This is a genomic window from Aureimonas populi, assembly GCF_017815515.1.
Lineage (GTDB): Bacteria > Pseudomonadota > Alphaproteobacteria > Rhizobiales > Rhizobiaceae > Aureimonas > Aureimonas populi.
On the sequence record NZ_CP072611.1, the window covers coordinates 1,693,564 to 1,705,313 of the forward strand.

Consider the following 11,750-nt stretch of genomic DNA (forward strand, 5'->3'; position numbering starts at 1 on the left):
GAGTCGCAAAGCCGGGCGAGGGAGAGCCATCGCATGTTCAGGGATCGCGACCATCCGGCCGCAGGCGCCGGCCCCCTCTCGCTCGCCATCGTCGGCAACGCGCCGGACATCGGGGATCGCGGGGCCCAGATCGATTCCTGCGACATGGTGGTGCGCTTTAACAACGCGGCCGGCTTCACGCGCGCGAGCGGGCGCCGCGTCACCCATCTCGCCCTCGTCAATCGCGGCGGTCAGCCGCGCGAATGGCTGGAGGACGAGGGCTTCACCCGCCGCTCCGAACTGCGGGCCGCAAGGCGGGTGATCCTGCCCTTTCCCGCCCTCGATGGGAAGGAGGGCGCGGGCCTGTGCCACACCGAGGCCCTGCTGCGCCGCCTCTCCCCCCTCGGGCTCGGCGTGGAGGTGCTGGACGAGGCGCTCCACCGGCAGGCCCGCGCGAGCCTGCGCGAGCATGGCGCGAAGGGCGCGCCCAACCCCAGCACGGGGTTTCTCGTCGCGCTCCACATGGCGCGGGCCCTGCCGCAGGCGCGCATCCATGTGTTCGGCTTCGGCTTCGCGGGGTGGCGGGGCCACCCCTGGGCGGCCGAGCGGCGCTGGTTCGAGACGGCCCACCGCGAGCGCCGCCTGACGCTGCATCCCCTGCGCGCCCTGGCGTGACCCGGCGCGGCGAAAGCCCGATGGGACGCGCCTCGCAGACCCTTCGAGACTTCGGGCGGGTCGGTCCTGCGGGTCTTTTGCGCCGCCGCCGCGCCCCCGATCCTCGCCGACGCCGCCGGCATCGACGGGCTCCTCGCGGACGACGAAAAATCCCTCGCACGGCCCTCCGCCGCCTCCGTCTCAAACAGTCTCTCAGGCTAGCGGCAGGCGCACCTCCTGCGACAGCCCGCCACCCTCGCGGTTGGCGATGGCGATGCTGCCGCCGTGGCGCTCCACGATCTCGCCCGCGATGGCGAGGCCCAGACCGGCCCCGGGCCCCAGCTTGCGCCGCCCCGGATCGACGCGGAAGAAGGGCTCGAAGACCCGCTCGATGAGGTCGGGCGGGATGCCCGGCCCGTCATCCTCGATGGTCAGGAGCGCCGCGCCCTGCGCCTGCGTCAGTGTTGCGCGCGCGCCTTTGCCATGCGTGGCCGCGTTTTCCAGAAGGTTGCGCAAGGCGCGCTTGAGCGCCAGGGGCTGCGCCTTCACGCAAGGGTTCGAAAGGGCGGTGAACTCGGCCGGCAGGCCGATCTCGCACAGCTCGGCGGTGATCTCCTCCAGGAAGGGCGCGAGCTCCACCGCCTCGAAGGCGTCGTCGGCCACCTCCTCGCGCACGAGGCGGATGGCGCTGTCGGCGATGCGGTCCAACTCCTCGAGGTCGCGCAGCCAGGTTTCCCGGTCCTCGTCGGGCAGGAACTCGGCGCGCAGGCGCATTCGCGTCATGGGCGTGCGCAGATCGTGCCCCGCCGCCGCCACGAGGCGCATCCGGCTTTCGAGGGCCGTGCGCAGGCGCGCGGACAAGGCGTTCAGCGCCCGCGCCGTGGCGCGCACCTCCGCCGGCCCGGTCTCGGGCACCGGCTCCAGCGTGCCGTCCGCGCGCATGGAGCCCATGGCCCGCTCCAGCATCCGCGCCGGCCCGGTGATCTTGACCGCGACGTAGAGCGCCACGGCCACCGCCCCGGCGACGACGAGCAGGAGATAGGCCGTCAGCGCAGGCAGCGGCGAGGGCGGCGGGCTCGGATAGATGAGATACGCCCATTCCTGCGCCGTCACGGGGAAAGCGAGCCGGCGCTCCCCCTCGGCCGGGGAGACGACGCGCACCGGCACGTCCTCGCCCATGCGGCGCAGGGCGCGCCCGATGCGCCGGGCGGGCCAATCCTCGTCCCCCACCTCCTCCGGTTCGGGCCCCAGCGCCACCCCGGCCGCGCGCGCCCGCTCCGGCGAGCCGTCGATGAGGCGCGAGAGCAGCAGCACCTCCTCGGCGAAGCTGCGCTCGAAGCTGCGGTCGCGCGGGCGGTCCACGATCTGGAAGGTGACGAAGGCGGCCGCGACGACCACCGCGACGATGGCCGCGACCAGGAGCCCGGCGAGGCGAACGCTGAGCGAGGTCATGGCGCCTCGCCCTCGGCCTGCCGCTCCACATGGGCGGCGAACTGGTAGCCGCCGTTCCTCACCGTCTTGAAGAGGCGGAAGACGCCGTTGTCGCCGAACTTGCGGCGCAGCCGGCTCATCGTCACGTCGATGGTGCGGTCGAAGGGGTCGGTGCTGGCGCGCCCGTGCAGAAGGTCGAGCAACGTCTCGCGCGAGAGGACGCGCGCTGGGCGCTCCAGGAAGATCAGCAGGAGGTCGAATTCGGCGCCCGTCAGCGCCAGCTCCCGGCCCTTGGGGTCCAGAACCCGCCGGCGCGCCGTCTCCGCCCTGTAGCCCTCGAAGAGATAGGCCCGCGCCGGCGCTTCGGACGGCGCGACGGCGGCCGCCCCCCGGCGCAGGACGGCGCGGATGCGCGCGGCCAGCTCCCGCGGGTTGAAGGGCTTTCCCAGATAGTCGTCGGCGCCGATCTCCAGCCCGACGATGCGGTCCACATCCTCCTTCAGCGCGGTGAGCAGGATCACGGCCAGGTCCGGCCGCCGGTCCTTGATGTCGCGGCAGATGTCGAGGCCCGAGCCGTCGGGCAGCATCACGTCCAGCACCACGAGGTCGAACGCCCCGTCCGCGATCTTCGCCTCGCACTCCCGGCGGCTGCCCGCCAGCGCCGTCTGGAAGCCCTGGCTTTCCAGATATCGGCCGAGAAGCCGCCTGATTTCGAGGTCGTCATCGACGACGAGCACGCTTGTCCTGCCGGTCATGTTCCTTGCCGTCCGCATCTTGCACGCCCTTCAGGCTATCGTTTTTCGCGCCGGCGCGCGCCCGGCCTTTTTGTTGCGAAAGCTTGCAGGCGGCAACGCCGAAGGCCGGGAGCGCCGGGCGCGAGGGCGGCGCGGACATGTTTCGTTACGCATCGACACGCCCTCGCCATGGGAAGGGCGCGAGCGATGCGTATCTTCCTCTCATCGAAACACGGGAGAGGAGACCCCTTCCATGACCATCTTCAGGAAACTCGCCGTTGCCGGCCTTGCCGCCACCATCGCCCTGCCGGCCCTGGCCCAGGGCCAGCCCGGCGGAGCCGGCGAGCCGCGCCCGGCGCAGGCCGGCGAGCGTGCCGAGCGCGGCGGGGCCGAGCGCGGCGGCCACCATGACAGGCGGCAGGGTCCCCGCGGCGGCGCTTCGCTCTGGAACACGGCCGAGAAGCTGACGGCGGCGCGCACCGCGCTTGCCATCACGCCCGAGCAGGAAGGGGCGTGGAACGATTTCACCGCCGCCGCCATCGCCTTCGTGCAGGCCGGCCGGCCCGGCCCGAACCCCGAGCGCGGCGGTCCCGCCCCGCAGGAGGAGGAGGGCGCCGAGCCCGGCGCGCGCACGCTGACCGACCTTCCGGCGGTGCGGATGCTCGACAGGATGATCGAGCGCAGCACGGAGCGCGCCGAGGCGGCGCAGAGCCTGCGCACGGCCGTGGACGGCCTCTCCGCCGTGCTCACCCCCGAGCAGGTGGAGACCGCCGAGCGCCTTCTTTCCGAACTGCGCGGGCCTCGCGGCCATCGCGGGGACGGGCCGCGCGGCCACGGCCGTGCGGGCGGCGAGCGTCCGGGTGCGTCCGAGCGCGGCCCGGCCGAGGCCGGCCCGCCGCCGGCCCGCTGAACGGCGCCCTTCCGCCACGAGCCGGTGGGGCAATCCGCCCCATCGGCGTTCCACAAGCCGCCGTCGCCCTTACGGGCGCCGGCGGTAGAACAGCTTCAGGCCCGTCTGCACGAGGATCTGGAGGTCGAAGCACAGGCTGGCGTGCCGCTGGTAGATCATGTCGATGCGCGCCTTGCGCGGAATGCACAGGCGGCAATAGAGCGCGTCCGTCTCCTCGGCCGTTCGGGCGCGGGAGAGGACCCGCTCCTCGTAGTCGTGCAGGTGCAGCGAGGCGAGGCCCGTAATGCCGGGGCGCGACGCCAGCACCTGGCGATAGACCTGGGGGAACCGCTCCACATACTGCCGCAGGGGCGGACGCGGGCCGACGAAGCTGATGTCGCCGGCCAGGACGTTCCAGAGCTGCGGCAACTCGTCGAGGCGCGTGCGGCGCAGGAAGCGGCCGGTGCGCGTGATGCGGTCCGCCTTGTCGCTGCCCGAGACGCCCGCGTCGGCGGCCACGACCTTCATCGTGCGGAACTTCACGAGCCGGAACCCTTCGCCCTGGCTCCTCATCCGCTCCGAGACGTAGAGGACGGGGCGCCCGTCCTTGAGCGCCACCAGCGCGGCGATAAGCGCCATGACGGGCAGGAGGGGCACGCAGAGGAGAAGAGCGAGGGCGATATCGAACAGGCGCTTCTGCGGCGTCACGCGGCAACTCCGTGCGTCTTCCATTCGGCGATCATCGAAGCGGGCTCGCAATCCCCCGGCCGGAAGCGGTGATAGAGGGACAGCCTCGCGCAGTCGAGCGTGATCGCCTGCGGCGAGGCGGGCGGCCCCTCGTTCCAGACGAAGGGCACGCCCGCCGCGCGGGCCAGCGCGCTCATCTCCACCGGGCGCGGGGCGGCGAAATTCAGGACGGGCGGCAGCGCGCCTGCATGGCGCAGGAGGCTTTCGAGAGCCCGCGCCATGGCGCCCGGCCCTATATAGGAGCGGCGCGGCCCGGCCCCGTCGCCATAACGGTCGATCCGCAGGGGCCGCTCGGGCGCGGCGCCGGCGGCGTTGATGAGAAGCGCGTCGGCCCCGGCTACATTGCCGATGCGCAGGCATGAGACCTCGCGCCCGGGCCGGGACAGGCCCGCGCACGCCGCCTCCATCGCCAGCTTGCTGCGCCCGTAGGCGCTGGCGGGGGCGGGGTCGTCCTCCTCCCGAAACGCCCGCCCGTCGCCGCTCGCGCCGTAGATAGCGGACGAGGAGGCAAGGAGCACGCGCGCGATCCCGTTCCTCTCGGCCGCCGCGAGGCAGGCCCGCGCGATGGCCGCGTTGAAGGAGAAGTCGATGCCCGACCCCGGCACCGCGCCGGCCAGCACGACAAGGCCCGTGTAACGGGGCGCGGAGGCGGGGAGGGGCTCCTCGATCGGATTCCAGACGAGGTCCGCGCCCGGCCGCCGCCCCTGCGCGTGCACCAGCGCGCCGGCCGGCGGGTTGCGGCGCCAATGGTCCATCACCATCCGCCCGACGCGCCCCGTGGCGCCGACGACGAGCCAGGCATGGGGCGGGGGCGCTGGAGGGGATGCGGAGGGGGCCATGGTGCTGTGAGCCGCTGGAGCGGCCGTCCTTGCTCGGGCATTCGGCCGGCGCCGGGGAAGGGGGGCTATCTATCGCATCCCCCCGCCGCCTTCAATTCGATGCGCGCGCGCCGGACAGGGCCGCCTCCAGCCGCGCGAAATCCTCCTCGCCGCCGGGAAGGCCGATGCGCAACGCATCCGGGCTGTGGTCGAAGCGACGCACGAGGATGCCCTGCTCGCCGAGACGGCGGAAGAGCCCTTGCGCATCCGGCGTCCGCACGAGGCGGAACAGCGCCGTGCCGCCCCCGGCGGCAAGGCCGCTCCGCGCCAGCGCCTCGTCGAGGCGCGCCGCCTGCGCGGCCAGCCGGCGGCGCATCTCCTCCTGCCACGAAAGGTCGGCCAGCGCCCGCCCCGCGACCGTCAGCGCCGGCCCGCTCACCGCCCAGGGGCCGAGCCGGGCGCCCAATGCGCGCGCCAGCGGCGGGGCGGCGATTGCAAAGCCAAGCCGCAGGCCCGCAAGGCCGAAGAACTTGCCGAAGGAGCGCAGCACGACCATGCCCCCTCGCGCCACGTCGCCATCGAGCCGCTCGGATGGCGGGCCGACATCCATGAAGGCCTCGTCCACCACCAGAAGGCCGCCTTTGCCGCGCAGGTGCCCGGCCAGCGCCAGAAGCTCGGCGCGCGGCACGATGCGCCCGTCCGGGTTGTTCGGGTTGACGAGCACGGCAAGGTCCGCGTCATGCAGCGCGTCGATGTCCCGCACCTCCTCCACCGCGTGCCCGGCCAGCGCGGCGGCGCGCGCGTGCTCGGCATAGGTGGGCGAGAGGATCGCCGCGCGGCCGGGCGGCACCAGCGAGGCGACGAGCGGCAGCAGAATCTGCGTGCCCGGCGCCGCGACGACGCTGCCGCCGCCCGGCGCCCCATAGGCGCGCGCCGCCGCCTCGCCCAGCGCCCGCATCTCCGCCGCCTCGGGAAGGCGGGTGAAGGCGGTGGCGGGAAGCGCGCCCAGCGGGTAGGAGAACGGGTTGATGCCGGTGGAAAGATCGAGCCACGGCCCCCTGGCGCGCGGGAACATCTCGGCCGCGCGCGACAGGCTCCCGCCGTGATCGGTCACATCCGCGAGCGGTTTGCCTGCCACGAGTGCCATGTCGATCCTCCTAGCCTTCCTGACGCTGATCGCCGAACTCGTCCTCGGCTATCCCGACCGGCTGTTTCGCACGATCGGCCATCCGGTGACATGGATGGGCCGGCTGATCGGCCGGCTGGACCGGGGCCTGAACCGGCCGGACTGGCCGGCGCGCGGGCGCAAGGCCGCCGGCGCGGCCGCGCTTCTGGCGCTCCTCGCCGTTGCGGGCGGGGCGGGCTGGGCCGCGCAGCATCTCCTGGGAGCCGGGCTCGCCGGGCTTCTGGCCGGTGCGCTTCTGGCCAGCGCGCTTCTGGCCCAGCGCAGCCTCCACGCGCATGTGGCCGCCGTGGCGCGGGCGCTGGAAGGGGAGGGGCTGGAGGCCGGCCGCCGGGCGGTGTCCATGATCGTGGGCCGGGACACGGCGATGCTGGACGAGGCGGGCGTGTCGCGAGCGGCCATCGAGAGCCTCGCGGAGAACTTCTCCGACGGCGTGGTGGCGCCGGCCTTCTGGCTGGCCGCGCTCGGCCTGCCGGGGGCCGCCGCCTACAAGGCCGCCAACACCGCCGACAGCATGATCGGGCATCGCACGCCCCGGCACGAGGCCTTCGGCTGGGCGGCGGCGCGCTTCGACGATCTCGTGAACCTGCCCGCCTCGCGCATTGCCGGCCTCCTGATCCTGGCCGCCGCCCTCGTCGTGCCCGGCGCCCGCCCCGGCGCGGCATGGCGCGCCATGGTGCGCGACGCGCCGCGCCACCGCTCGCCCAATGCCGGCTGGCCGGAGGCGGCCATGGCCGGCGCGCTCGGCCTCGCGCTGGCCGGCCCGCGCGCCTATGGCGGCACCGAGGTGCGGGACGCCCTGATGGGCGAGGGCGGGCGGCGCGAGGCGGGGGCGGCCGACATACGCCGCGCGCTGGCGCTCTACCGGGTGGCGGATGCGCTGCTGATCGCGGGCCTCGGCGCGCTGGCCGCGCTGCTCATCGCGCATGGGCCATGAGCCCGTCGAGGTCGAGATGCGCCTCGAGATGGGCGGCGAGCGCGTCCAGCGCCTCCTCCACGCCGGCCTCGTAGTCGAGGCCTGAGGCGGTGCCGCCGAGCCGTTCCAGCCAAGCCGCGCGCTGGCCGTCATGGGCGAAGAGCCCGTGCACATAGGTGCCCGCCACCCGCCCGCTGGCCGAGACCGCGCCGTCGGCGCGCGCGCCCTCCAGCATGGCGAAGGGGCGGGCGGCGTCCGGGCCGCTCGTCTGCCCCATATGCATCTCGTATCCGGCGAAGGGCACGCCCTCGCGCGTCTGCCCATGCACGGCGGCAAGGCGCTTCTCGCCGGTCAGCCGCGTCTCCACGTCGAGGAGACCCAGTCCCTGCACCGTGCCGGGCGGCCCCTCGATCCCGTCCGGGTCGGCGATGGAGCGGCCGAGCATCTGGTAGCCGCCGCAAAGCCCCAGCACATGGCCGCCCCGTCGCAGATGGGCGGCGATGTCGATGGCAAAGCCCGCCGCGCGCAGCGCGCGAAGGTCCGCGACGGTGGCCTTGGAGCCCGGCAGCAGCACCAAGGCCGCGTCGCCCGGCAGCGCCGCGCCGGGGCGCACGCGCACGAGCTGAACGTCCGGCTCCGCCTCAAGCGGGTCGAGATCGTCGAAATTGGAGATATGCGGCAGGATCGGCACCGCGATCTTCACCCGGCCGCCGGCCGGCCGGGCCGCCGGGGCTCGCGTCAGGGCCAAAGCGTCCTCGGCGGGCAGGCGCGCCGCCTCCGGCAGGAAGGGCAGGAGGCCGAAGGAGCGCCAGCCGGTGAGGCGCGCGATCTCGGCCATGCCGCTTTCGAACAGCGCCGGATCGCCCCGGAAGCGGTTGACGATGAAGCCCGCGATCATCGCCGCGTCGGCCGGATCGACGACATGCTTCGTGCCCACGAGGCTGGCGATGACGCCGCCCCTGTCGATGTCGCCGATGAGCACCACGGGCACGTTCGCGGCGCGCGCAAAGCCCATATTGGCGACGTCGCCGGCACGCAGATTGGTTTCCGAGGCGCTGCCCGCGCCCTCCACGAGAACGAGGTCCGCCTCGGCCTTCAGCCGCTCGAAGCTCTCCAGCACGAAGGGCATCAGTCCCGGCTTCATGCCCTGGTAGGCGCGCGCGTCGGCCGTGGCGTGCACGCGGCCCTGCACCACCACCTGCGCGCCCACCTCGCTCTGCGGCTTCAGGAGAACCGGGTTCATGTGGACGCTGGGCGCGGTGCCGGCGGCGCGCGCCTGGAGCGCCTGCGCGCGGCCGATTTCGCCGCCATCGGCCGTGACGGCCGCGTTGTTCGACATGTTCTGCGGCTTGAACGGGCGCACGACGAGCCCCCGCCGCGTGAAGGCGCGGGCCAGACCCGCCACCACCAGCGACTTGCCGACATCCGAGCCGGTGCCCTGGAACATCAGCGCCCTGGCCAAGGTCAGAACTCGATGCCGGTCTGGGCCTTCACCCCGGCGGCGAAATGGTGCTTCACCTGCCCCATCTCGGTGACGAGATCGGCCGCCTCCACGAGGGCCGGCTTGGCGTTGCGGCCCGTGACGACGACGTGCAGGTCGTCCCGCCGGCCCTTCAGCGTCTCCACCACCGCGTTCACGTCCAGATAGTCGTAGCGCAGCGCGATGTTCAGTTCGTCCAGGACGAGGAGGCCGAGGGCGGGGTCGGCCATCAGCTCGCGGGCCTTCTCCCACGCGCGCCCGGCCGCCGCGATGTCGCGCTGGAGGTCCTGCGTTTCCCAGGTGAAGCCCTCGCCCATGGCGTGCCAGCTCACCAGATCGCCGAAGCGGGCGAGCGCGTCCTTCTCGCCCGTGTGCCACGCGCCCTTGACGAACTGCACGATTCCCACCCGCCGGCCGTATCCCAGCATCCTGAGCGCAAGGCCGAAGGCGGCCGTCGTCTTGCCCTTGCCGGGGCCGGTATTGACGATGAGAAGGCCCTTCTCGAGCGTCTTGCCCTCCACCTCGGCATCCTGGACCGCCTTGCGCCGCTCCATCTTCGCCTTGTGCCGTTCGGCGGCGTCCTGCGAAATCTCACGCATCATTTCACCTTCATGGGCAGGCCGGCGACGGTGAGCACCACCGCGCCGGCCACGGCCGCGATCTCCTGGTTCAGCCGCCCCGCCGCATCGCGGAAGCGGCGGGCGAGCGCGTTGTCGGGCACGATGCCGAGCCCCACCTCGCTGGAGACGACGACCCACGGGCCGCGCGGGGCGGCAAGGGTTTGGGTGAGGCGGGCGATCTCGGCCTCGACGTCCCGCTCCGCCAGCATGACATTGCTCAGCCACAGCGTCAGGCAGTCGAGAAGGAGCGGCGCGCCCTCCGGCACGGCCTGAAGGACGCCTGCCGGATCGAGCGGCGCATCCAGCGTGCGCCAGCGCCCGTCGCGCCGCTGGCGGTGGAGGGCGATGCGGGCTTCCATCTCCGCGTCGTGGGCCTGCGCGGTCGCGATGTAGAGGAAGGGCGGGGCATACGTCTGGACCAGCGACTCGGCGTGGCGGCTCTTGCCCGAGCGCGCGCCGCCCAGCACCAGCGTCAGCGCGCCTGTCGTCATTCTCCGGTCCCCATCCTGGCCGCCCGCGTTCGAGCGCGCACAGGCTTATCGCATCGCGCCCGGCGCACAAGCCCCCGCCGCGCTTCGTTGACAGGCTCGCCCTGCCGGCTCTAGATGCGGGCCGACGGTCGCCCTTCCTCACCGGGAGGGCGCTAAGAGGGAATGCGGTGAGCCTCGTAAGGAGGCAATTCCGCGGCTGTCCCCGCAACTGTGAACGAAGGGTTCCCGGCCGATAAGCCACTGAAGCGACGATGCTTCGGGAAGGCGGCCTGGAACGGTGCTTCGTGAGCCAGGAGACCTGCCGTCGAAGAGAAATCCTGACCGCCCGGCGGGTGCACCCGGGCAAGGAGAATGTCTTTGACGAACGGTTCGCGCGATCCGTCGCCCGCCCTTGCCGACGATGTCGGCGACGTGACCATCGTGGTCTGCTCCTCCTGCCGCCGGGAGAGCGACCCGCAGGACCAGCCGCGCCCCGGCGCCGTGCTGGCCGAGGATACGCGCCGGGCCGCGCAGGGCACGGGCATCCGCGTCACCCATGTCGCGTGCCTCGGCAACTGCAAGCGCGCCCTGAGCGCCGCCATCCTCAAATCCGGCTCGTGGAGCTACATCTTCGGCGGGCTGGAGCCAGGCAGCGGCGCGGACCTCGTGGCCGGGGCCGGGCTGCTGGCCGGCTCGCGGGACGGGCTCATGCCCTTCCGCCCCCGCCCGGCCTCGCTGAAGGGCGGCATGGTGGCGCGCATTCCCCCATTCGATCACCTGAAGGATCTGCCATGACCGCCTCTCCCGCCCGCGTGCCCTGCACGATCGTCACCGGCTTCCTGGGCGCCGGCAAGACGACGCTCATCCGCCATGTGCTCCAGAACGCGCATGGCACGCGCCTGGCCGTCATCGTCAACGAGTTCGGCGACGTGGGCATCGACGGCGAGCTTCTGCGCGGCTGCGGCGTGGAGAATTGCGCCGACGAGGACATCGTGGAACTGGCCAATGGCTGCATCTGCTGCACCGTGGCCGACGATTTCGTGCCCGCGCTCGACAAGATTCTCGCCCGCGAGCCGAGGGTGGACCACATCCTGATAGAGACCTCGGGCCTCGCCCTGCCCAAGCCGCTGGTGCAGGCGTTCCAGTGGCCGGGCGTGAAGAGCCGGGTGACGGTGGACGGCGTCGTCGCCGTGGTGGACGGGCCGGCCCTCGCCGAGGGAGAGGTGACGGGCGACCGCGCCGCGCTGGAGGCGCAGCGCGCCGCCGACGAGAGCCTCGACCATGACGACCCGGTGGAGGAGGTGTTCGAGGACCAGCTCGCCTGCGCCGATCTCGTCATCCTTTCCAAGAGCGACCGGCTGGACGAGGCGGCCCGCGCCCGCGTGCTGGCGGCGGTAAAGGCCCATCTGCCGCGCGCGGTGAAGATCGTCCCCAGCGAGGGAGGGCGCATCGACCCCGGCGTCCTCCTCGGCCTCGGCCTTGCCGTGGAGGAGGATATCGAGAACCGCAGGACCCATCATGACGGCGAGCTCGACCACGAGCACGACGATTTCGACAGCTTCGTGGTCGAGCTGCCGGCTATCGCGAGCCCGGACGACCTCGCCGCCCGCGTGGAGGCGGCGGCGCGGGCGCAGCACGTCCTGCGGCTGAAGGGCTTCGCCCATGTGGAGGGCAAGCCCATGCGGCTTCTGGTGCAGGCGGTGGGCGCGCGCGTCTCGCACCATTACGATCGCGCCTGGGAGCCGGGGGAGGCGCGCACCACGCGCCTCGTCGTCATCGGCCTCAAGGGGCTGGACCGGGCGGCCGTGGAAACGCTGCTCGCGGCCTGA

14 protein-coding genes and 1 riboswitch are annotated in these 11,750 nt (G+C 73.1%); of the genes, 5 read left to right on the forward strand and 9 right to left on the reverse strand.

Features of this window, described 5'->3' with window-relative positions; translation table 11 throughout:
• Positions 1–33 precede the first annotated feature (33 nt).
• On the forward strand, positions 34–654 hold the full coding sequence (locus tag J7654_RS07775) for a glycosyltransferase family 29 protein (RefSeq protein ID WP_209739603.1): 621 nt from the start codon (positions 34–36) through the stop codon (positions 652–654).
• A gap of 192 nt (positions 655–846) precedes the next feature.
• Here J7654_RS07775 and J7654_RS07780 read toward each other — a convergent pair whose 3' ends face one another.
• From J7654_RS07780 to J7654_RS07790, 3 genes are read right to left on the reverse strand one after another with little or no spacing between them, the layout of a single operon-like run.
• Positions 847–2,085, reverse strand: a complete 1,239-nt coding sequence (locus J7654_RS07780; RefSeq protein WP_209739605.1) for an ATP-binding protein — start codon at positions 2,083–2,085, stop codon at positions 847–849.
• Complete coding sequence (locus J7654_RS07785) at positions 2,082–2,819, reverse strand: response regulator transcription factor (RefSeq protein WP_209739607.1); 738 nt, start codon at positions 2,817–2,819, stop codon at positions 2,082–2,084. The genes J7654_RS07780 and J7654_RS07785 overlap by 4 nt, the downstream gene beginning before the upstream one ends.
• Positions 2,785–2,958: a hypothetical protein gene (locus J7654_RS07790; protein ID WP_209739608.1), complete on the reverse strand. Its 174-nt coding sequence runs from the start codon at positions 2,956–2,958 to the stop codon at positions 2,785–2,787. The genes J7654_RS07785 and J7654_RS07790 overlap by 35 nt, the downstream gene beginning before the upstream one ends.
• 93 nt (positions 2,959–3,051) lie before the next feature.
• On the opposite strand from J7654_RS07790, the gene J7654_RS07795 reads away from it, so the two are divergent.
• Complete coding sequence (locus tag J7654_RS07795) at positions 3,052–3,708, forward strand: Spy/CpxP family protein refolding chaperone (protein ID WP_209739610.1); 657 nt, start codon at positions 3,052–3,054, stop codon at positions 3,706–3,708.
• A 69-nt stretch (positions 3,709–3,777) separates the two neighbouring features.
• On the opposite strand, the gene J7654_RS07800 is transcribed toward J7654_RS07795, so the two are convergent.
• The 3 genes from J7654_RS07800 to cobD all read right to left on the reverse strand — a co-directional run bounded on the left by J7654_RS07800 (position 3,778) and on the right by cobD (position 6,399).
• Entirely contained in the window at positions 3,778–4,395 is a 618-nt protein-coding gene (locus J7654_RS07800; protein ID WP_209739611.1) for a sugar transferase, read from the reverse strand.
• Entirely contained in the window at positions 4,392–5,273 is an 882-nt protein-coding gene (locus J7654_RS07805) for an NAD-dependent epimerase/dehydratase family protein (RefSeq protein ID WP_209739613.1), read from the reverse strand. The genes J7654_RS07800 and J7654_RS07805 overlap by 4 nt, the downstream gene beginning before the upstream one ends.
• A gap of 91 nt (positions 5,274–5,364) precedes the next feature.
• Entirely contained in the window at positions 5,365–6,399 is a 1,035-nt protein-coding gene (gene cobD / locus J7654_RS07810; RefSeq protein WP_209739615.1) for a threonine-phosphate decarboxylase CobD, read from the reverse strand.
• On the opposite strand from cobD, the gene cbiB reads away from it, so the two are divergent.
• On the forward strand, positions 6,398–7,372 hold the full coding sequence (cbiB, locus tag J7654_RS07815; protein WP_209739618.1) for an adenosylcobinamide-phosphate synthase CbiB: 975 nt from the start codon (positions 6,398–6,400) through the stop codon (positions 7,370–7,372). The two genes, cobD and cbiB, sit on opposite strands and share 2 nt — an antisense overlap.
• Here cbiB and J7654_RS07820 read toward each other — a convergent pair.
• Genes J7654_RS07820 through cobU form a run of 3 tightly spaced genes read right to left on the reverse strand, consistent with a single transcriptional unit; the run spans position 7,353 to position 9,942 of the window.
• Complete coding sequence (locus J7654_RS07820) at positions 7,353–8,798, reverse strand: cobyric acid synthase (protein WP_209739621.1); 1,446 nt, start codon at positions 8,796–8,798, stop codon at positions 7,353–7,355. The genes cbiB and J7654_RS07820 overlap by 20 nt on opposite strands.
• A 17-nt stretch (positions 8,799–8,815) precedes the next feature.
• Positions 8,816–9,430 carry a cob(I)yrinic acid a,c-diamide adenosyltransferase gene (cobO, locus tag J7654_RS07825; RefSeq protein WP_209739625.1) on the reverse strand — a complete coding sequence of 205 codons (615 nt, stop codon included), beginning with the start codon at positions 9,428–9,430 and terminating at the stop codon, positions 8,816–8,818.
• Positions 9,430–9,942 carry a bifunctional adenosylcobinamide kinase/adenosylcobinamide-phosphate guanylyltransferase gene (gene cobU / locus J7654_RS07830; protein ID WP_209739628.1) on the reverse strand — a complete coding sequence of 171 codons (513 nt, stop codon included), beginning with the start codon at positions 9,940–9,942 and terminating at the stop codon, positions 9,430–9,432. Before cobU ends, cobO begins: the two co-directional genes overlap by 1 nt.
• A 108-nt stretch (positions 9,943–10,050) precedes the next feature.
• Positions 10,051–10,262, forward strand: a riboswitch (cobalamin riboswitch).
• Between the two features lie 31 nt (positions 10,263–10,293).
• Between cobU and J7654_RS07835 the strand changes: the two genes are divergently transcribed.
• Both J7654_RS07835 and cobW read left to right on the forward strand, forming a co-directional pair.
• The gene (locus tag J7654_RS07835; RefSeq protein ID WP_209739630.1) at positions 10,294–10,716 is read left to right on the forward strand and encodes a DUF1636 family protein; all 423 of its coding nucleotides are present in this window, start codon (positions 10,294–10,296) and stop codon (positions 10,714–10,716) included.
• Complete coding sequence (gene cobW, locus J7654_RS07840; RefSeq protein ID WP_209739632.1) at positions 10,713–11,750, forward strand: cobalamin biosynthesis protein CobW; 1,038 nt, start codon at positions 10,713–10,715, stop codon at positions 11,748–11,750. Before J7654_RS07835 ends, cobW begins: the two co-directional genes overlap by 4 nt.

What these genes read in the sequence shown, in the direction of transcription:
- J7654_RS07785 (WP_209739607.1), bottom strand. Translation starts at nt 2,819, where the DNA reads ATGACCGGCAGGACAAGCGTGCTCGTCGTCGATGACGACCTCGAAATC.
- cobO (WP_209739625.1), bottom strand. Translation starts at nt 9,430, where the DNA reads ATGCGTGAGATTTCGCAGGACGCCGCCGAACGGCACAAGGCGAAGATG.
- cobU (WP_209739628.1), bottom strand. Translation starts at nt 9,942, where the DNA reads ATGACGACAGGCGCGCTGACGCTGGTGCTGGGCGGCGCGCGCTCGGGC.
- cobW (WP_209739632.1), top strand. Translation starts at nt 10,713, where the DNA reads ATGACCGCCTCTCCCGCCCGCGTGCCCTGCACGATCGTCACCGGCTTC.
- cbiB (WP_209739618.1), top strand. Translation starts at nt 6,398, where the DNA reads ATGTCGATCCTCCTAGCCTTCCTGACGCTGATCGCCGAACTCGTCCTC.
- J7654_RS07790 (WP_209739608.1), bottom strand. Translation starts at nt 2,958, where the DNA reads ATGTCCGCGCCGCCCTCGCGCCCGGCGCTCCCGGCCTTCGGCGTTGCC.
- J7654_RS07820 (WP_209739621.1), bottom strand. Translation starts at nt 8,798, where the DNA reads ATGTTCCAGGGCACCGGCTCGGATGTCGGCAAGTCGCTGGTGGTGGCG.
- J7654_RS07780 (WP_209739605.1), bottom strand. Translation starts at nt 2,085, where the DNA reads ATGACCTCGCTCAGCGTTCGCCTCGCCGGGCTCCTGGTCGCGGCCATC.
- J7654_RS07805 (WP_209739613.1), bottom strand. Translation starts at nt 5,273, where the DNA reads ATGGCCCCCTCCGCATCCCCTCCAGCGCCCCCGCCCCATGCCTGGCTC.
- cobD (WP_209739615.1), bottom strand. Translation starts at nt 6,399, where the DNA reads ATGGCACTCGTGGCAGGCAAACCGCTCGCGGATGTGACCGATCACGGC.
- J7654_RS07835 (WP_209739630.1), top strand. Translation starts at nt 10,294, where the DNA reads ATGTCTTTGACGAACGGTTCGCGCGATCCGTCGCCCGCCCTTGCCGAC.
- J7654_RS07775 (WP_209739603.1), top strand. Translation starts at nt 34, where the DNA reads ATGTTCAGGGATCGCGACCATCCGGCCGCAGGCGCCGGCCCCCTCTCG.
- J7654_RS07795 (WP_209739610.1), top strand. Translation starts at nt 3,052, where the DNA reads ATGACCATCTTCAGGAAACTCGCCGTTGCCGGCCTTGCCGCCACCATC.